We start from the raw sequence: 19,351 nt of genomic DNA, 5'->3' as shown, positions 1-19,351 counted from the left end.
ACCCGTCAACCCGTGACCGTCCGGGTCGCGCGCTGGAGCGCGACCCATCCATGGCGAGCCATCGCGGGATGGTTCGTCTTCCTCGCGCTGTGCATCGGCGCCATGAGCTTCTCCGGGATCAAACAAGCCACGGACGTGGAGTTGGGCGTCGGTGAGGCGGGTCGAGCAGATGAGATCATCGCCGACGCCGGACTCGAACGCCCGATGACCGAGAACGTCCTGATCACCGCGGAGGCCGGCGCGTTCGACTCCGGTGCCGCGGACGCGGCGGCAACGGACGTCGCTGAGCGCATGTCTGCGCTGGACGAGGTCGCTGGCGTGGGTGAGGCCGTGCCGTCCCCGGACGGCGACGCGCTGCTGGTTCCGGTCACCATGAACGGTGACCCGGAGACCGCCGACGAGCGGGTGCAGCCGCTGCTCGACGTGACGGCCGAGGTGAACCAGGCGTATCCGGACGTGCTGGTGGAGCAGGCGGGTGGTGCGTCGGTCACGGACAGCTTCTTCGAGATGCTCGAGGAAGACCTCGGTACTGTCGCCATGCTCAGCGTGCCGGTGACGTTGGGGGTACTGCTGCTCGCGTTCGGTGCGCTGCTGGCGGCCGGCGTCCCGGTGTTGCTGGGCATCTCCGCCGTCGGCTCGGCGATCGGGCTGTACGCGCTGGCGTCGCACGCGGTTCCGGACGGCGGCACGGTGACGCACCTGGTGCTGCTGATCGGGCTGGCCGTCGGGGTCGACTATTCGTTGTTCTACCTGCGCCGGGAGCGCGAGGAACGGGCGAAGGGACGGGGCACGATCGAGGCGGTGGAGATCGCGGCGGCGACCTCCGGGCATTCGGTGGTGGTCTCGGGCGTGGCAGTGGCGGTCTCGATGGCCGGTCTGTACTTGGCCGGCGACATGAACTTCGCCTCGATGGCCACCGGGGCGATCCTGGTGGTGGCCGTCGCCGTGGCGGGCTCGCTGACCGTCCTGCCCGCCTTGCTGGCCAAGCTCGGCCGGTTCGTCGACCGTCCGCGGGTACCGCTGGTGTGGCGGCTCACGGCGCAGTCGCGCCCGGCGTGGTTCTGGCCGACGGTGCTGCGCCCCGCGCTGCGACACCCGGGGACCACGTTGATGGCCTCGGTGGCCGCGCTCATCGCGCTGGCGATTCCTGCGCTCGGAATGAACCTGAGCAATCCGGACGAGGAGAATTTCCCGCGCAGCCTGCCCGTCATGCAGTCCTACGACCGCCTCGTCGAGTCATTCCCTAGCACCGGCGCGACGCACGTGGTGGCCGTCGAGGCCACCGGCGAGGACATCGGCGCGGTCTCGTCCGCGCTGGACGAGCTGTCGACGCTGGTCGAGCGCGACGAGAGCTTCGCCCACGACCAGGCGCCGGAGATCGACGTCGCCGAGGACGGCTCGGCCGCCATGCTGACCGTGGGCGTGCCGTTCTCGGCGGACTCCGACGAGGCCGAGCGGTCGCTGGAGGTGCTACGGGCGGAGCTGATCCCGCAGGCATTCGACGGTGTCGACGCCGAGCACGCCGTCGGTGGCGAGATCGCCGGCAACTTCGACTACACCGACAACCTGTCCTCCAAGCTGCCGTGGATCATCGCGTTCGTGCTGGGTCTGGCGTTCATCATGATGACGCTGACGTTCCGCTCCGTCGTCGTCGGCCTGACCACGGTGGCGGTGAACCTGCTGTCGACAGCGGCCGCGTTCGGGGTGCTCGCGCTCGTCTTCCAGAACAGCTGGGCCGAAGGCCTGCTCGACTTCACCTCGACCGGCTCGGTGGTGGTGTGGATTCCGCTGTTCCTGTTCGTGATCCTGTTCGGACTGTCCATGGACTACCACGTCTTCGTGGTCAGCCGGATCCGGGAGGCTGTGCGGAACGGTCTGTCCACACCGGACGCCGTCCGTGAGGGGATCACCCGTTCGGCCGGCGTGGTCACCAGTGCGGCGCTGGTCATGGTGGCGATCTTCGCATTGTTCGGCGCGATGCGTGTGGTGGAGATGAAGCAGATGGGCGTCGGTCTGGCGGTCGCCGTGCTCATCGATGCGGTCGTGATTCGGGCCGTCGTGCTGCCGTCGCTGATGGTGCTGCTCGGCCGCGCCAACTGGTGGGCGCCGAGGTTCCTGCGCGGCCGCCGGGAGGATCCGACGCGTGAGGACACGCGCGTTCTCGAACCCATCGGGTAGATCACGGCTCGTCGTACGCCGTATTGCCGGGGATTGCTGGGGTGATCACACCAGCGATCCCCGGCAATCATGGCGATGCGCGGGCACTCGTGTCCGATATGTCACGATATGAGCATGTCGGTCACGTCTGACGTCGGGCGCTCCCAGGCGGCGGAGAGGCCCGACCTCGGGCTGTTCGGACCGCAGAGCGTGAGCTGGCGGGTCCACGCCGAGCCGATCCTCTGGCTCGCCGGCCTGCGGGCGCTGTACCTGCAGGCGCTGCATCCTCGGGCCGTTGCCGGTGTAGTGCAGAACTCCGACTTCCGCCGGGACTGCTGGGCCCGACTCATGCGCACCGCTGAGTATGTGACGACGGTCGTCTACGGCACCACCGACGACGCGTGCCGCGCCGGAGAGCGTATCCGCCGCATCCACGAACCGTTGCGTGCGCACGACCCGGACACCGGCGAGGAATACCGCATCGACGAGCCGCATCTGCTCCGCTGGGTGCACGTCACCGAGGTCGAGTCGTTCCTCTCCACGGCCACGCGCGCCGGTGTCCGGCTGACCGCCGATGAGGTCGACCGCTACTACGCCGAGCAGCTGCGCGCCGCTGAGCTGGTCGGGCTGGACCCGGCCATCGTCCCGGCATCCGCGGCGGACATCGCCGAGTACTACCGGACGGTCCGTCCGGAGCTCGCACTGACGCCGGCCGCGCGGGACGTCGCTAGATTCCTGGCCGTGCCGCCGATGCCCCGCCGGCTCTCCTGGACCATCGGGCGGCCAGCCTGGTTGGCTGTCTCCAGCACGGCGTTCGCCCTGCTCCCGCGCTGGGCACGCCGCCTGTACCGGGCACCCGGAATCGTGACGACGGATATCTCGGCGACCTTTGCCGTCCGTGGACTGCGAAGCGTGATCGGCGTATTGCCGATCCGGGAAGGCCCGATTTACCGGGATGCCCTGCGCCGCGCTGAGGCGTCCGTCGCGGACCAGGGCTAGCCACGGCTGGACCGTGTAGCGACTCCCTCGACGGCAGACTCGACGGCCCGGCGGCCCGGCGGCCGACTCGACTTCCGCCCGGCGAGCCTGCCTGTCGTGAGGCGCGGCCACGACGTGAGACGGTGTCATCAGTGGGCGAGGCAGCGAGGAGGATGAGCCGTCGATGAGCCGAGCAGTGGTGTACGAGGAGTACGGCGATCCCGGCGTGCTCAAGATCGTCGAGGTCGAGCCGCCGCAACCGGGTCCCGGTCAGGTGCGGGTGAGGGTGAAGGCCGCGGGGGTTCAACCGTTCGACGTCAAGCAGCGTCGCGGGGAGACGGCGGCCTGGGCGCCCGCGAGGTTCCCGCAGGGGAGCGGGGGCGAAGCCGCCGGTGTCGTGGACGCTTTGGGCGACGAGGTGGCCGGCATCGCGGTGGGCGACGAGGTGCTCGGGCCTACGGTCGGTGCTGCGCATGCCGAGTTCGCCCTGGCCAAGGCGGACCAGCTGGTCGCCAAACCCGCCGGCATGTCGTGGGCGGAGGCCGGCGCGCTCTCGGCGTCCGGGCAGACGGCGCACACCGCGCTGCAGGCGCTGCGTGTGGGCGCCGGCGAGACGGTCCTCATCCATGCGGCGGCCGGCGGTGTCGGGACGATGGCGGTCCAGATCGCTCGTGCCTGGGGCGCCGCCGTCGTCGGGACGGCGAGCGAACCCAACCATGACTACCTGAGGGAGCTGGGTGCGACGCCGGTGACGTACGATGGCGACCTTGTGCAGCGGGTCCGCGAGGCGACGCCGGACGGCGTCGATGCCGCGCTAGACGCGGTCGGCACCGAGGAGGCGATCCGGGCGTCGACGGAGCTGGTGAGCGACAAGGAGCGGATCGGCACCCTGGCCGGGCAGGAGTACGCGGGCGACTACGGTATCCGCATCCTCGGCCTGAAGAACTCGGCCGCACGCCTCGCCGAGCTCGTCGAGCTGTATATGGCCGGTGAGCTGCGGCTACGTGTCGAGGCCACATATCCGCTCGACCAGGCCGCCGTCGCGCATGGCGAGGTGGAGACCGGTCACGTCCAGGGCAAGGTCGTCCTGACCCTCGACTAGTGTCGCGGCATGACGGGGCTACCGTGGACGGGGCTGACGAGCGCTGCCCGCCGAACTGACGCTACGGGTGACGGCTCGTTCAGCGGAGCTCGACGCTTCGACCAGGGAACTCGGCAACCAGTCGCATCGTGCCGCCGAGCGCCTCAATGTATCTACTCACCGTTCGGACCTCGGCTCGGCTTATGTCAGCCGACTCGATCTCGGACACGCGCCGCTGGCTTACGCCGATCTCGTCTGCAAGCTCTGCCTGTGTCCGGTGCTGCCCTTTTCGGATCTCCGCTAGGCGGTAGGCGGCGATCTCCGCCTCGAGCTCGGCGCGGGCGTCTGTAACTCGTCCAGGATCGTTGCCGAGGTGATCTCTCGTTTCATCCCAGCGAGGCCACATGTCGTTCATCCTCTGTGCTTCTGTCACCGCTCGCTCCTGTCCGCTGATAGGTTGACGAGCCATTCGTCGAACCGGTCGTCGGTAAGTGGAATCGCTGTCCGATACCACCTCTGCCACTTATCCCTCTTATCGCCCGCCACCAGCAGAACTGCCTGCCGCCTGGGGCCGAACGCGAAGAGTATGCGGGTACTGCCTGTCCGCAGTTCCTTCATGTTCGTGTGGCGCGAGGTCCGGACGACGTCTGCCACCGGTCGCCCTAGCCCCGGGCCGTGTTCGCTGAGTAGGTCGATCGCAGCTTGAACCCGCGTAGCCGCATCAGTCCCCTTGAGAGACAACAACCATTCGTGTACCTCCGGATGCTCATACACGGCCCATAGGCCGTCGGAGCCATAGAAGCCTGACGTTCTAGATTGCAAGACTACCACCGCTTCCATGCTCATGTACGGGCATGGCCACGCAGGGGGCGGTGATTGAGAACGATGGCAGCACTAAGATGATGTTTGAGCCAGTAAAGCTGTGCATGCCACCTATAGTTTCCGTTTTTCTGAATGAGATCTACTTGGTTGCTGTCTGTGTGGACAACTCTCCGGCGAGCACTCGTCTATCCACAGGAACGCGTAATCGGCGACATCAGAGGGCGCGGGAACTGGTCACCGTGATGCGCGGCCTTGTGTCGGGCATCAACGGATTGCGCTTGACTCTCGACCTGGTTGAGGTGCCAGGGTCTCGTTCATGAACGACGACGAGCTCCGCGGCATCGGTGATATGGCCAGGGTCAGCGGCCTGAGTGTCAGCGCGCTGCGCTTCTACGACCGTGCTGGGGTCCTGGTCCCTGCCGCTGTTGACCCCGCGACCGGGTATCGCCGATATGCCGCGGGGCAGGTCCGCCTCGCCCGCCTTGTCGCCGGCATGCGCCGGGTGGGCATGCCGCTGGATGAGATCGTCACCGTGCTGGACGAGCACGCAGGTGGTTCCGCGGCCGGGGATATCCTCGACGTGCACCTGCGGCGGCTCGAGGACGGCCTGAAGGACGCCCGTCGCGAGGTGCAGCGGCTTCGCGGTTTGCTCGCCGATGGACAGCCGACGTCGGCGACGTGGCCGGTGGCGACCGCGAGTGCAGATCTCGACCCCAGTGACTTCGTTCGCGCGGTGGACGGTGTGCGCTTCGCCGTCAGCGACGACCCCGCGTGGCCAGCGCTGTGCGGCGTCTTCGTCGAGGTGCGCGAGTCGTGCCTGCGGTTGGTCGCCACAGACCGGTACCGCCTCGCCGTATGTGACGTGCCCGCCCGCGTGCGGACGGGAGGTCCGGCGAGCGTCGTCGCGCCGGTCGCCGTGCTCGACCACGCGCGCATGCTGCTCGACCACGACGACGGCGAAGCGACTGTGGATCTCGAAGGTGACCAGATCACCATCACAGCCACCGCAGGTCAGATCAGTGGTTGCGACGTCAAGGGCGAGTTCCCGGACCACCGCCGGCTGCTGCAGCAGCGTGTGGCCGGCTCGCGGCACCTGGTCGACGCCGGACAGCTGAAGGAGCGCCTCGCGGAGGGGCCGACGAAGGAGATGTACCGAGAGCAGGACGGCATGATGACCGATGTCGTCGTTCTCGTCGCCCGGCCTGGGGGAGAGATTGCCGTCGCGAACGGCGATGAGGCTCCAGGTCCAGGGTCGGTCGCGGTCAACCGGGCGTTTCTTCTCGACGCACTGGACGCTCCGGGCGCGGAGCAGCTCGAATTCGAACTCGGCGGACCGACATCGGCGCTCGCGATCAGCGTGCCCGACAACGAGCACTTCGTCTCGCTGCTCATGCCGGTGCGGCTATGAGGGCGAACCGGAAAAGAGACGTTTGGGGGATCGCGTCCCCGAGACGATATGCCGCCTGTATCGCCTATGGTCAGAAGTCGAGTGGTGCGCCGTCAGGGACTCGAACCCCGAACCCGCTGATTAAGAGTCAGCTGCTCTGCCAATTGAGCTAACGGCGCAACGACGCTGAAGCTTAGCACCTGCTTGCCCGCACGGTGAAATCGATATGGACACCGCCGTGTGCCAGCCGCGGGCACGGGCCGGGAAGGGTTGTGAGATCGTAACAACCATGGCAAACCAGTCCGGCCGGCGTGAGTACGACATCGACATCCCTAGCGAGGTGGAGCCGGGCACGTACGCCGACTTCGCCTCGATATGGCATACGCCCGACGCGTTCGTTCTCGACTTCGCTGTGGTCAAGCGGCCGCCCAAATCGGTCGTCAGCGACGACGGGGAGAGAGTGACGAAGGTTCCCACCCGTGTGGTGTCCCGCGTGCGCATCCCACCGAGTCAGGTCTTCGAGATCATGAAGGGCCTGGAGAAGCAGCTGTCGATGTGGGAGCGCTCGTATAGCAAGAAGGAGAAACGCAGCGAGGACTCCTGACTCGCCGCCGCGATCCGTGCCGGCGCCGACGGGTTTACCGGCGCGCCGGGGCGTGGCAGTCGGACCAACGGCGCAGACAGAACATTGAGGACGACGTCGGGCGTTAGTGAGGTTCCGGACACCTGAGGTTCACCGTGCTCCGACAGTCTGCCCGCCATGGTCATTTCGTCTGCGGGTAGAAATCGGTTCTCGCCGCACGTGGTGTCGGCCCTGGTGATCCTCGCGTTGACCGCCTCCGGATTGTTCGTCGTGTCGAGTTCGTCGGCACAGGCCGCCCATGGCCCGGACGTGCGGATCAGCGAGTTGACGAACTACGGTCCGGGTGGCAGCCCGGACAACTTCATCGAGATCGCCAACTTCGGTGACGAGACAGCGGATCTGGACGGCTGGAGCATCTACCGGTGCGCCGCGACCGGCAGCAGGGTCTACGACCCGCAGGTGCCTACGCTCGAGGGCGTCAAACTCGAGCCGGGAGAGACCTTCGTCATCGCACACGACAGTTTCACCGGTGAGAACGTCGATGCTCATTACAGCGTCAGCCTCGCCAACGCCGGTTTCGGCGCATGGATCGAGGACGCGGATCGACGGCTCGTCGACTCTGTGGCCGTCTACGCCGCGCCCGTGGACAGCGAGTGTGCGCTGAATGGCACTCCGTTGCCGAACGACCTGGACGGCGGCCGCGCGCAGACCTACCAGCGGGTGGACACCACGGGGGACACGGCCGTCGACTTCATCAAGGCAGGCCGTACGCCGGGCGAGCCGAACGCCACCGAACCCGATCAGGGCGTGCAACCCAGTGACGTGCTGATCAGCGAGCTCACCAACGGCGGTCCAGCCGGAAGCTCGGACAACTTCGTGGAGTTCGCCAACTACGGCGACGCGGCCGTCGACATCAGCGGCTGGAAGTTCTACCGCTGCTGGGCTTCCGGCCGCCGGACTCCGGACAGCCTGCAGTCGGAGGTCCCGGACGGGACGGTCCTGCAGCCGGGACAGGTGTTCGTCGCCGCGCACACCGTCGTCGATGTGCCCGACGGCGTACCGCACGCCCGGTACAGCGTGAGCCTGGCCAATGCCGGTTTCGGCGCGATGCTCGAGGATGCCGACGGCAACATCATGGACGCGGCAGGTGTCTACGAGGCGGACGGATTCCATCAGGCACCCGTCGGCAGCCCATGCACGCAGGGCAGTGCGCTGCCGAACCGGCTCGACTACGGCTTCGACCAGACGTATCAGCGATTCCAGAACACCGGCGACAACGCCTCCGATTTCACCAAGGCGCCTCGGTCGATCGGTGAGCTGGTGGACCCCGATCCGAACACGGACGTGGACCCGGAGCGGGTGGAGACCGGTGTCCAGGTCAGCGAACTGGTCAACGAAGGACCCGCCGGCGGCGCCGACGAGTTCTTCGAGCTGGCGAACATGGGCGACGAGCCGGTCTCGATCGGAGGCTGGGCGGTCCACCGTTGTCAGGGTGACGGCCGACGCAACGCGAACCCGCAGATCGTCGTCGACGACGGGGTCGTGCTCGCCCCGGGGGAAACCTACGTGGCTGTTCACGAGAGCTCTCCGATGTATCGCGACGGCGACTTCGACGCGTCCTACGGCGTCGGGATGGCCGCCGACGGGTTCGGCCTGGTCGTCTACGACGCGGATGGACGGGTCGCGGACAGTGTCGGCGTCTACGACGAGTCGTTCAGCCCCTGCACTCAGACCATGTCGGTGATGAACATCGCCGACACGGCCGCCGGAGAGACATTCCAGCGGTTCCAGGGCACGGGCGAGAACGCCGCGGACTTCGTCGTCGCGGACCGGACTCCGGGCGGGCTGCCGGAGGATCTGCGTGCCCCAACGGATCTCGACGACGACGAGCTGGCCCCGGTGGATGTGGAGCCGGCGCCGCGGCCGTTGCCCGCCGAGCGAGACGATGCCACGCCGGACGCGGTCGACGGTACGGATGCGACGCTGAGCGTCGTCGCCGGCCACACGACCGGCGACGACGCCGAGCTCAGCTTCCACGGATCCCGGCAGATCGCGGTGAACGAGCGGGCCGCCCGCGTCTACACCGGTGTCACGGATCAGGCGCCGCCGGAGAGCCGCCGGATCGAGGGGGAGCGGCTGCGCCGCGGCACGACCCTGCCGGGTCACGGCGACGGCAACGGCAACGGTGCCGACGACGGCGCCGGTGCGGGCGGCGAGCCGGTCGTCGTGGAGTCGAGCGACGGCTTTCCGTTCCAGCGTTACGAGCTGACCGCGTCCGAAGGCGTCGGCGGCACGGCCGAGATCGCCTGGAGCGGCCGCTCCACGGGCGGCAACGAGCTGCAGATGTACGCGTGGAACCACAAGCGGGAAACGTGGGACCTGGTCGACGCCGCGGGTGGCTACTCGGACGAGGGCATCACGCTGATCGGCGAGGTGGAGTACGGCGTACACGTGCGTGGGCGCCGGATGGACATCCTGGTTCAGGACGGCCCGGCGACGCAGGCGGCGTTCGCCGACGACGCCGACGAGCCGAACCTCGGCTTCAAGGATCCGGCCGAGTACGACTTCGCGCTCGGCTACGTCACGGACACGCAGTTCCTCAGCGAGGGCTACCGGCCGTCGTTCGTCGACATCAACCGCTGGCTGGTCACCAACCAGGATGCGCGCGACATCGCCTACACGTTCCACACCGGCGACCTCATCCAGCGCTGGTTGAACGGTACGCACAGCGAGGCCCGGGCGCGCAACGAGTACGCGTTCGCCTCCGACGTGATGGGCATCCTGGAACGTGGCGGGCACCCGTACGGCGTTACGCCGGGCAACCACGACGACAAATGGGGCCGGGACAAGACGCTGTTCAACGAGTACTTCCCGGTTGAGCGGTTCGAGAGCCAGGACTCCTTCGGTGCCGCCTGGCGTGAGGGCGACAGCCAGAACCACTACGACGTGATGGAGATCGGCGGCGCGAAGTTCCTCATGGTCTACCTCGGATACTTCGCCGGCGACGAGGCGATCGAATGGGCCGACGAGGTGGTCAAGGCGCATCCCGACCACAACGTGGTCTTCGCCACCCACGAGTACATCCACGCCGACGGCACGCTGTCCAGCCCGGACACGTACCGGTGGACCTCGCTCGGGCAGCGTTTCTGGGACGAACTGATCCTGCCGAACGAGAACGTCTTCATGGTGCTGTCCGGCCACTTCCACGGCGTGGCGCTGAACATCAAGCGGGATGTCGGCGGCGTCGAGGGCCGGGTCGTCGTCGAGATGATGGCGAACTATCAGGGCTACGTGCGCGACGGCCATCGGGACACCGGGTTCCTGCGGCTGCTGCAGGTGGATCTGGACGCCAAGAAGATGGCGGTGAACACCTACTCGCCCCGCCTGGACGAGCACAACGCGTGGGAGTACGACCCGGAGGACCGGTACGACGACGCCGATGACGAGTTCACCGTCGACGTCGACCTCAACAACGTGTACGACAAGCGTGTCGAGGCCGACCGGGTGGTGTGGCAGTCGCCGTCGGCGGAACTGGGTGCCGAGCGCGTGGCCGCGGGAGCCGAGGCGGCGATCGTCTGGGAAGACCTGGAGCCGGGCGCCTCCTACGCCTGGTACGTGCGTTCCGAGGACGACGGCGGCCGCCGGGCTCTCTCGCCGGTCTGGTCGATGGATGTGGCCGCGGAGGCGTCGTAGTGCCGCGGGCATGGTGCGCTGAGCGCTCGCCCGGAGCGGACATTTCGGGCTCAACAGTGAGCGCTCAGCGCACCATGGACGAGAAACCGGCGCACCATGCGTGGGCGCGGGTGGCCGCCCTCACCATCACCGCGGCGCTCGGCGTCGGGGTGGCCGCTCAACCGGCACAGGCACACCCGTTCGGGGAACCCCAGACCGTGCAGCTTTCAGCGGACGCCGAGGTCGTGACCGTGCGCTGGTCCGCACCCGCCGACGACCTGCTGGTCCTCGGCGGGGTGTCAGGCGCCTTGCCAGACCGGCGCGAGATCGTCTTCGACGTCGGCCCCACAGCCGCGCCCGAGCCGGTCGGCGAGACCGACGCCGAACGCCTCACGTCCTCGCGCCAGGTGGCCGCCTACCTCGCGGAGCGGATCTCAGTGCGGCAATCGGGCGAGCCGTGTGCCGGGAAGGTGCGTCTCGATGAGCTGGTCGGGGACGGCGCTGAGCTCACCTTTTCTTGTCCTGAGCCGGTCACCGTGGTGGACATCGAGGTCGCCACGCTGACTGATGTTCACGAGGCGTACCGGACGGCGGCCATCGGTGACGGCTCGACGTCGCCCGGCCGTGCGCTGTACACAGTCGACGACGACGTCCAGACGTGGGAGTTCGGGGTCGCCGCCACGGGTACCGGACCGTCGATCACCGCGGCGGCGTGGATCGGCGCCGCGATCGCGGCGCTTGCGGGCGCAGCGTGGACGGCGCGTGCGAAGGGCCGGCGGAAGGACCGGGCGGTAGCGCCGGGCGCGTCCGGTGGCGGAGAGCTGCCGTGAACGGGCTGGACGCCGCGATGGTCCGGGCGTTCGACACGGTCCTGGCGCCGGTCGCGGTGCTGATCGCGGCCGGCGTCGGTGCGGCGCATGCGCTCCGGCCAGGTCACGGCAAGACGATGGTGGCGGCGTACCTGCTGGGCGAGCAGGGCCGACGGCGGCATGCGGTGGCGCTGGCCGGCATCGTCGCCGGGATGCACACGGCATCGGTGCTGGCTCTCGGCCTGCTGTGGTGGGTCACCACCGGCAACGAAACCGTCTCGATCGAGACGGTGACGACGTGGGGGCAGATGCTCGTCGCTGTCGTGGTGCTGACGCTCGGCGTCGCCGTCAGCCGTCGTCGCTGGAGGGCCTTCCGTCGCGACCGGGTACCGGTCGCTGCCGATGTATCACACGGGTCACACCACCACGGCGGCCCGCCTCATCGCGGGAGCTCGCCTCATCACGTGAGCCCGCACCACCACGGGCCACCCGCCGGCGCTGATCCGTGGTCCAGAGCGGGCTTGGCGGGTATCGCCTCGGTGGGTGCATTGGTGCCGTCGCCGGCGGCCTTCCTCGTGTTGATCAGTGGTCTGCTCACCGGCCGAGCCGAGCTCGCCGTCGTCATGGTGGCGGTGTTCGGGCTGGGGCTCGGCACCACGGTGCTGGCCACCGGCCTCGTCGTACTGGCCGGCCGGGACTGGCTGAATGAGCGCGCCGGGCGGTATCGGTGGCTGGGGCGGTTCGCACATTATGTCCCGCTGGCCGGCGCATGCGCCGTGCTGGTCGGTGGTGGCGTCCTGGTGGCCGTCGCTCTGGCCGATCTGATTCCGATGCTGGCGGACAGCTGATGCCGGTCCGTGCCGCCCCGGGCAGCCGGCCGGCGTGCCGCTAGCGTCGTGTGGTCCTGGTTCTTTGCGCGGATGGAACCGGATGACCGGACACTACGACGCGTCGGCGGAGTCGAGATACTCCAGGACCTGATCCGCGATCGTCCCCAGAGCCTTCAACTGGGCCCGGGTCAGGTGGTCCAAGAACAAGGTGCGGACGGTCTCGACGTGCTGCGGAGCGGCCGCCTCGATCGCCTTGCGGCCGCAGGCGGTGAGGTTGACGAAGGCACTCCGTCCGTCGTTCGGGCAGTCCACGCGTTCGACGAGGCCACGGCGTTCCATCCGGGTGATTTGATGCGAGACTCGGCTCTTCTCCCATTCCAGGGCGGCTGCGAGTTCGGAGACGCGCAGGCTCTCCGTCGGCACATCGGTAAGGCCGACGAGGACGGCGAAGTCGGACAGCGACAGTTCAGAGTCCGTCTGCAGCTGTCGATGCAGCCGCGCGTTGAGCTTCTCCGTCATCCGGACGAAGCTGCGCCAGGCACGCTGTTCCTCGTCGTCAAGCCACCGTGTCTCGTTCACGCGGCCTAGTCTACCAGATTTGGTTGACACGTCATCTAAAGTGTGTATTGTGTGATGTGTCAACCAAATCGTGCTGGGGTACTACCAGGCACAAGGAGAGTAGAAGGAGTGAAGACAATGGCTGACTACACCGATCTCACCGGTGAGTACACCATCGACCCGGAGCACTCGCGGCTGGGCTTCGTCGCGCGGCACGCGATGGTGACCAAGGTGCGGGGCTCGTTCAACGAGTTCGAAGGCACTGTGAAGATCGACGGCGAGGACCCGAGCAAGTCCAGTGCCACGGTGGTCATCAAGACCGCCAGCATCGACACCCGTAACGAGCAGCGCGACGGGCACCTGCGCACCAATGACTTCCTGGACATCGAGAAGTACCCGGAGATCACCTTCTCCACTACCGGCATCCGTGAGGCCGGTGACGAGGAGTTCGAGGTGACCGGCGACCTCACCATCAAGGACGTCACCAAGTCCGTCACCATCCCGTTCGAGTTCGGCGGCGCCGCCACCGACCCGTTCGGCAACTTCCGCGTCGGGTTCGAGGGAAAGCTCGAGATCAACCGCAAGGACTTCAACGTCACCTGGAATGCTCCGCTGGAGACCGGTGGCGTGCTGGTCGGTGAGAAGGTCACCCTCGAATTCGAGGTGTCCGCCATCAAGAAGGCTTCCTGAACGGGAGGATCTGATGAGCACGGTCGCCCCGCACGGGCTCCATCACGTCACGGCCATCGCCGACGACCCGCAGCGCAACGTGGACTTCTACACGCAGGTGCTGGGGCTACGGCTGGTCAAGCAGACGGTGAACTTCGACGCACCGGACACCTACCACCTCTATTACGGCGATGAGGTGGGCCGGCCGTCCAGCGTGCTGACGTTCTTCCCGTGGCGTGGGGTACCGGCGGGGCGGCAGGGCACGGGCCTGACGACGGCGACGGCGTTCAGCGTGCCCGAAGGTTCGACCGGCTGGTGGCACGAGCGCCTGAAGGCGTACGGGGTGCCGGTCGACGCGCCGCGTAGCCGCGACGGCGAGGACGTCGTGACGTTCCGGGACCCGGACGGGCTGGTGGTGGACCTCGTCGCGGCGCCAGGCGATCGCCGTTCCGGTTGGGACGGCGTCGCCAGTATCCCGTCCGACCACGCCGTGCGCGGGCTGCACTCGGTGACCATGAGCGAGCGGCTACTGGATCCGACCGCGGAGATGCTGACCGCCAAGCTCGGCATGGAATTGGGAGGCGAGGCGAGCAGCCGCGCCCGGTTCTCCATGGCGCAAGGGAACTCGGGTGCTCTGGTCGACGTGGCCGCCAGTGAGGCCGACCGTGGTCTGCAGGCCGGCGGCACGGTGCACCATGTCGCGTTCCGCGCCCCTGACCTCGCCACGATGACCCGGTGGCGGGACGAGCTCGTCGAAGCCGGTATCCACGTCACCGAGATCATGGACCGGCAGTATTTCATGTCCATCTACTTCCGCGAGCCCGGCGGCGTGCTGTTCGAGATCGCGACCGACACACCGGGTTTCGACATCGACGAGCCGCTGCTCGAGCTCGGCCGTTCGCTGAAGCTGCCTCCATGGCTGGAGCCCAGCCGGGAGGACATACAGGCCAATCTGCCGCCGCTGCACCTCGTGCCGTGACGACTCGCGGCAGGGATCAATGGGAGGCAGCCGGGTAAGGACATCGGCGAGCGTCAGATGACGTGAGCCGTCGGTTTGGAGCTCCCGATGACATTCTCGCTGGCAGTAGCCGATCCCGGGACCGGTCAGGTGGGGGTGGCCGCGATGACGGCGATGCCCGGCGTCGGAAAGATCGTGGCGCACGCCCGTACCCGCTGCGGTGCCGCAGCCTCCCAGGCGATCATGAATCCCTACCTAGCGTTCGACGGGTTGGCGCTGATCGGGCAGGGCGTCCCCGCCGACGAGGCGCTGGCCTACCTTGTCGATCAAGACCCCGGACGGGAGGGGCGTCAGGTCGGGATCGTGGACCTTGCGGGCCGTTCTGCCGGCCATACCGGCTCGCTTCCGGCGGACTGGAAGGGGCACCGCACCGGTCCGCATTACGCGTGCCAGGGAAACCGGCTCGCCGGTTCGCAGGTGCTGGACGCCGCCGTCGACGCTTATGAAGCACGTGCGGGCGATCAACTCGTGGACCGTCTCGTCGCTGCGCTTGACGCAGGCGAGGACGCCGGGGGCGATACCCAGGGCCACCGGTCTGCCACCGTCTTGATCATGGGAAGTGAGCTTTACCCGCTCTGGGATCTCCGCATCGACGATGCGGATGACCCGCTCGCCCACCTGCACAAGCAGAAGGAGACCTTTGCTCAGGAGCTCCTTCCCGAGATTGAGATGCTGCCCAAGCGCACCGATCCGCTCGGTGAGGTCGACTACCGAGGAACCGGCGACACCGTCTGACGACGCCGCAGCTGAACCTCGCGGCGAGCGGGTCCACACATGGCGAGCGGCCCTGGTGTCTCCACCGGGCCGCTCATGGGGTGACCGACGGGATTTGAACCCGCGACATCCTGGACCACAACCAGGTGCTCTACCTGCTGAGCTACGGCCACCATGGCGCACCTTCGCAAAGGTACGGCTCGACAAGTATACGGCCTCGAGCGGGTGGATCGTCACGGGGTTTGTGTGCCACCCGCCACACTGGCCGCGGCGTCCCGTGCGGTGTCACTGTCCGGGCCGGGGAGCGGCACGAATACGGTCTGACGGTAGTAACGCAACTCGTTGATCGAATCCTGGATGTCGCCGAGGGCGCGGTGGTTGCCGGTCTTGTCCGGGCTGGCGAAATAGACCCGGGGATACCACCGTCGGACCAGCTCCTTGATGGAGGAGACGTCCACGTTCCGGTAGTGCAGCCAGCCCTCCAGTTCGGGCAGGTCGCGCGCAAGGAACAGCCGGTCCATGTGCACCGTGTTACCGGCCAGCGGTGCCTTCACCGGTTCGGGCACGTATTCCTTGATGTACCCGAGCGCCTGGTCTCGCGCCTCGTCGAGGGTCACGCCCTCGTGTAGCTCGTCGAGGAGGCCGCTCTCCGTGTGCATGTCGCGGACGAGACCTTGCATCTGCTCGATCGCCTCGTTGGGTGGGCGGATCACGACGTCGACGCCGTCGCCGAGCACGTTGAGCTCGCCGTCGGTGACCAGGACGGCGATCTCGATCAACGCGTCGCGCTTGAGATCCAGGCCGGTCATCTCACAGTCGATCCATACAAGCCGGTCGTTGTTCACGGCGCCAACGATACGTCGAACCGGGTGAGGGTCACCGCTTGCGCCTGCGTCCTCGCCCGCCTGCGTGTCTCGCGCGACCGGATCCCGGCTGCTCGTCCGGCTCTGGCGACGCGTGTCCGTGCGGTGGGTGCTGGATGGGCGGGTGCGGCGCGGTTGGGTCGTATGCGGGGCTGTCGTGGCGCGGGTGCTGATCAGGTGGGCGGGGTGCGGGGCTGTCGTGGCGCGGGTGCTGATCAGGTGGGCGGGGTCCGCGGCCGTCGTGGTACGGATGCTGTCTGGTTCGTGCGATGGCGGCGCTGAGGATGCCGATCAACCCCACTGCGCCGGCCAGGACCGCGGCAGCGTGCCAGAGCGGACGGCCGGCGGCGACGACCAATCCCGCGGCGACGAGGGCGGCGAGGATGCCGTAGACCGCGACCTCAGTCGCGGATGGGAGGGCCGGTTGCGGGGTGCGTCGAACGTTCCGGCGTCCCCGTCCTGCGGGGCGGCGTCTCGGCACCATGGTGGATTCCTATCAGAGGCGCCGCCGGCGCGGTACACCGACCGTGCTGGGGAGCGTGCCGCGCGGAGATGGGGATGCCGAGGTCAGCCGGATGTGGATCACCGTTACGGGGAAGGCCGGTGCGGCCACGCGAAAGTCTTTGACTCGACACGATAGTCGTTAAGTGATCTAATCACCTATTCAACTGGCCACATTGTCGTGGGAGGTTCCATGCGCCGTCCTCGTCCGTTTCGTCCAGCGATTGCCATCCTTGCCGCAGCCGGACTGGTGGGTTCGCTGTCCGCGTCCGCGGGCGCGGCCGACAGTCCTTCCGCCGGGAATGTGACAGGCCGCGCGGAACCAGGCGTGGAGGCCACGTGCAGCCTGACGGAAACCGGCTGGGAGGCCACGTCGCGGGCCGAGACCGGCCGTACCGAGCTCTTCGAGGCGTATGGGAACTCCGGGGTCGGTTGGACGGGCGGGGACAGCACGTACTCGGTTGAGCTGGATCGCGGCCGGACTCTGTGGCTGTTCTCGGACACCTTTCTCGGGCCGGTCGACGACGACCTCACCCGGCCGGCCGATACGCCGTTCCTGAACAACTCGTTCATCGAACAGCGCGGTGACTCCCTGCGGACCATCACCGGCGGCACGGCGGACGAACCGGAGTCGCTGGTACCACCGGACAAGCCGGACACGTGGAACTGGCTCGGCGCTGGCATGGCCACGCCGCGGAGCCTGGACGTGATGTTCCTGGAGTTCGAGAAATTCGGCCCCGGCATGTGGGACTTCGGCTGGAGCGCCAACAAGCTCGTGCGGTTCGACCCGCGGACCTACGCGGTCCGCGACGTCGTCCCGATGCCGTCCGAATCGGGGGTGCAGTGGGCGTCGTGGATCGAACGCGTCGGTCCGCACACGTACATCTATGGCGTCGACGACCAGGGCGCGACGAAGTACATGCACCTCGCCCGTGTGACCGGCCGCGACCTCGCCGACGCGTGGGAGTATTGGACCGGCGATGGTTGGTCGTCCGAGGAGACCGACTCCGCACCGATCATGGACGGCGTCGCCAACGAATACAGCGTGACCCGGTTCCGCGACGGGTACCTCCTGGTCACCCAGGACACTCATGAGTTGTTCAGCAGCACCATCGCCGGGTATGTGGGGTGCTCACCCTGGGGACCGTTCACGTCGGCGACCACCCTGCATGACATGCCCGAGGTCGGCGGGAACATCATCACGTACAACGCGCACGAGCACCCGGGGCAGCGGCGCGGCGACCGGCTCCTGATCACCTACAACGTGAACAGCCTCGACTCGGATGACCTCTACGACGACGTCACGATCTACCGGCCGCGGTTCGTCGAGGTCGAACTCGTTCCCGCTGCCGGGTGAACAGCGGCGGGTGTCTGGCTGCGGTGCAGCACGTTTCCAGTGGCGCGGATGCCTTCTTCTGAGCGTCTCACCGTCGGCTCGCGGATCGCGGAGGTGCCGTCGACTCCCGCCAGATGATCGTGTTCAGCGGCCGCTGTGTGAACGCGGGCGGTGGAGCCGACTTCAGCATGGCGACGAGTCGTGCCATGGCTGCGCTCCCCAGCTTGCGGTGGTCGACGTCCACGGTTGTGAGCGTTGGTTGAAGGTAGGCGCCCAGGAGGTGGTTGTCCCATCCGGTGACGCTGAGATCGTCGGGTACGCTCCAGCCCCTCATCCGGGCGCCCTCGACCACGCCTGCGGCGATGACATCGCTGCCGGCGATGACGGCCGTCGGCGGTTCCTCGTCTGAAAGCGCGAGCACCGCGTCGCGTCCTGCCTCCGGTGTCCAGTCGCCGACGTGCACAAGCGCAGGGCCGAGGCCGAGAGTTTCCACCGTCTCGACGAAGACGTCCCGGCGACCGCGCGCGGAGGCGAAGTCGAGCGCGCCTGTGACGTGCAGGAAGCGACGGTGACCGAGTTCGGCGAGATGCTCGACGAGAGTGGCCACCGGAGAGCCGTCGGCGAGTTCGCCGACACCGCGGAGATTGTCGTCGTAGTCGGCTGATACGACGATCGCCGCCCGATCGGGATAGCGATTCTCACTCTCCGGAGGCAGCGGAGCCAGCGCGAGCACACCCTCCACCTGACCGGAATCGGCGAGCTGCAGCACCCGGTCGAACCGGTCGGTCGGCGTCCCCTCGACGCTGAGCACCTCGACCGCATATCCGGCCTCATGCGCCACATCCATCGCCCCGCTGAGGATGCGGGACGGGCCGTAGGACGTCACGGACGGCAGGAATACCGCGACTCGTCCGCTTCGGCGGGTCCGCATGGACCGGGCCGTCAGATTCGGCCGGTAATCAAGCTGCTGTACCGCTTTGCTGATGCGGGCGATCGTCTCTGGGCGCATCCGTTTGTCGTGACGTAGGTAGCGAGACACCGTCTGGTGGGAGACGCCGGCCGCTTTGGCCACCTCCCAGATCGTCGCTCGCCGGGTGCGATTCGGTGTCTGGTCCGTCGTCATGCCGCGTCCTCGCTGGTAATCGACCGATGTCGACGCTGGGTGAGCGTCATTCTGACACATCGCCCAAGACTGACCCGTCGATGGAGTGGGTTCCGAGTGATCGATCACATGCTACAGTGCGGCTCCCAAGTGATCGATCACTCTGATGCAGGGGAGCATCGCGTGCGACAGCGAAGTCATTCGGTCCAGGTCGCCCTCGTGGTGATCCGAGGGACAGCGGACGGTGAGTACGGTACTTGCGGATCCGTGA

General features: G+C 67.6%; 17 protein-coding genes and 2 tRNA genes. 12 read left to right on the top strand and 7 right to left on the bottom strand.

The genetic code is table 11. The features are described 5' to 3' along the window. The first annotated feature begins 12 nt into the window (after positions 1–12). From G1H10_RS21225 to G1H10_RS21215, 3 genes are all read left to right on the top strand, one after another. On the top strand, positions 13–2,178 hold the full coding sequence (locus G1H10_RS21225; protein WP_216853514.1) for an MMPL family transporter: 2,166 nt from the start codon (positions 13–15) through the stop codon (positions 2,176–2,178). Between the two features lie 114 nt (positions 2,179–2,292). Further along, entirely contained in the window at positions 2,293–3,156 is an 864-nt protein-coding gene (locus tag G1H10_RS21220; RefSeq protein ID WP_163741486.1) for an oxygenase MpaB family protein, read from the top strand. 163 nt (positions 3,157–3,319) lie between these two features. Beyond that, positions 3,320–4,237 carry an NADP-dependent oxidoreductase gene (locus tag G1H10_RS21215; RefSeq protein ID WP_163741485.1) on the top strand — a complete coding sequence of 306 codons (918 nt, stop codon included), beginning with the start codon at positions 3,320–3,322 and terminating at the stop codon, positions 4,235–4,237. Between the two features lie 79 nt (positions 4,238–4,316). Here G1H10_RS21215 and G1H10_RS21210 read toward each other — a convergent pair whose 3' ends face one another. Next, a complete protein-coding gene (locus tag G1H10_RS21210; protein WP_216853513.1) occupies positions 4,317–4,649 on the bottom strand; it encodes a helix-turn-helix domain-containing protein in 333 nt (110 codons plus the stop codon). After that, positions 4,646–5,056, bottom strand: a complete 411-nt coding sequence (locus G1H10_RS21205; RefSeq protein ID WP_163741599.1) for a type II toxin-antitoxin system RelE/ParE family toxin — start codon at positions 5,054–5,056, stop codon at positions 4,646–4,648. Before G1H10_RS21205 ends, G1H10_RS21210 begins: the two co-directional genes overlap by 4 nt. A 298-nt stretch (positions 5,057–5,354) precedes the next feature. Here G1H10_RS21205 and G1H10_RS21200 point away from each other — a divergent pair, with 298 nt between their 5' ends. Beyond that, positions 5,355–6,446, top strand: coding sequence for a DNA polymerase III subunit beta family protein (locus G1H10_RS21200; protein ID WP_163741483.1), 1,092 nt, complete (start codon positions 5,355–5,357; stop codon positions 6,444–6,446). 82 nt (positions 6,447–6,528) lie between these two features. Here the strand turns inward: G1H10_RS21200 and G1H10_RS21195 are convergent. Then, positions 6,529–6,604, bottom strand: a tRNA-Lys gene (locus G1H10_RS21195). Between the two features lie 110 nt (positions 6,605–6,714). Here G1H10_RS21195 and G1H10_RS21190 point away from each other — a divergent pair. From G1H10_RS21190 to G1H10_RS21175, 4 genes are all read left to right on the top strand, one after another. Beyond that, on the top strand, positions 6,715–7,029 hold the full coding sequence (locus G1H10_RS21190; protein ID WP_163741481.1) for a DUF3467 domain-containing protein: 315 nt from the start codon (positions 6,715–6,717) through the stop codon (positions 7,027–7,029). Between the two features lie 156 nt (positions 7,030–7,185). Next, a complete protein-coding gene (locus G1H10_RS21185; RefSeq protein ID WP_163741479.1) occupies positions 7,186–10,701 on the top strand; it encodes a lamin tail domain-containing metallophosphoesterase family protein in 3,516 nt (1,171 codons plus the stop codon). Positions 10,702–10,775: 74 nt separating this feature from the next. Continuing rightward, complete coding sequence (locus tag G1H10_RS21180) at positions 10,776–11,510, top strand: hypothetical protein (RefSeq protein ID WP_163741477.1); 735 nt, start codon at positions 10,776–10,778, stop codon at positions 11,508–11,510. Continuing rightward, the gene (locus tag G1H10_RS21175; RefSeq protein WP_163741475.1) at positions 11,507–12,337 is read left to right on the top strand and encodes a HoxN/HupN/NixA family nickel/cobalt transporter; all 831 of its coding nucleotides are present in this window, start codon (positions 11,507–11,509) and stop codon (positions 12,335–12,337) included. Before G1H10_RS21180 ends, G1H10_RS21175 begins: the two co-directional genes overlap by 4 nt. 93 nt (positions 12,338–12,430) lie before the next feature. On the opposite strand, the gene G1H10_RS21170 is transcribed toward G1H10_RS21175, so the two are convergent. Continuing rightward, positions 12,431–12,898 (bottom strand): MarR family winged helix-turn-helix transcriptional regulator, encoded by a 468-nt coding sequence (locus G1H10_RS21170; RefSeq protein ID WP_216853512.1) that lies wholly within the window; start codon positions 12,896–12,898, stop codon positions 12,431–12,433. 117 nt (positions 12,899–13,015) lie between these two features. Between G1H10_RS21170 and G1H10_RS21165 the strand changes: the two genes are divergently transcribed. The 3 genes from G1H10_RS21165 to G1H10_RS21155 all read left to right on the top strand — a co-directional run bounded on the left by G1H10_RS21165 (position 13,016) and on the right by G1H10_RS21155 (position 15,299). Further along, entirely contained in the window at positions 13,016–13,567 is a 552-nt protein-coding gene (locus G1H10_RS21165) for a YceI family protein (RefSeq protein ID WP_163741474.1), read from the top strand. 13 nt (positions 13,568–13,580) lie between these two features. Beyond that, positions 13,581–14,525, top strand: coding sequence for a ring-cleaving dioxygenase (locus G1H10_RS21160; protein WP_163741472.1), 945 nt, complete (start codon positions 13,581–13,583; stop codon positions 14,523–14,525). An 87-nt stretch (positions 14,526–14,612) separates the two neighbouring features. Continuing rightward, positions 14,613–15,299 carry a DUF1028 domain-containing protein gene (locus G1H10_RS21155; RefSeq protein ID WP_163741470.1) on the top strand — a complete coding sequence of 229 codons (687 nt, stop codon included), beginning with the start codon at positions 14,613–14,615 and terminating at the stop codon, positions 15,297–15,299. 76 nt (positions 15,300–15,375) lie between these two features. Here the strand turns inward: G1H10_RS21155 and G1H10_RS21150 are convergent. Continuing rightward, positions 15,376–15,451: transfer RNA gene (locus G1H10_RS21150), tRNA-His, on the bottom strand. Positions 15,452–15,511: 60 nt separating this feature from the next. Further along, positions 15,512–16,123, bottom strand: a complete 612-nt coding sequence (gene orn / locus G1H10_RS21145) for an oligoribonuclease (protein ID WP_312856617.1) — start codon at positions 16,121–16,123, stop codon at positions 15,512–15,514. A 712-nt stretch (positions 16,124–16,835) separates the two neighbouring features. On the opposite strand from orn, the gene G1H10_RS34675 reads away from it, so the two are divergent. Then, positions 16,836–17,999: a DUF5005 domain-containing protein gene (locus tag G1H10_RS34675; RefSeq protein ID WP_163741469.1), complete on the top strand. Its 1,164-nt coding sequence runs from the start codon at positions 16,836–16,838 to the stop codon at positions 17,997–17,999. 67 nt (positions 18,000–18,066) lie between these two features. On the opposite strand, the gene G1H10_RS21135 is transcribed toward G1H10_RS34675, so the two are convergent. Continuing rightward, entirely contained in the window at positions 18,067–19,101 is a 1,035-nt protein-coding gene (locus G1H10_RS21135; RefSeq protein WP_163741467.1) for a LacI family DNA-binding transcriptional regulator, read from the bottom strand. Positions 19,102–19,351 lie beyond the last annotated feature (250 nt).

It is taken from the genome of Phytoactinopolyspora halotolerans, from assembly GCF_010550675.1.
Lineage (GTDB): Bacteria > Actinomycetota > Actinomycetes > Jiangellales > Jiangellaceae > Phytoactinopolyspora > Phytoactinopolyspora halotolerans.
This window is presented reverse-complemented; position numbering and strand designations above follow the sequence as displayed.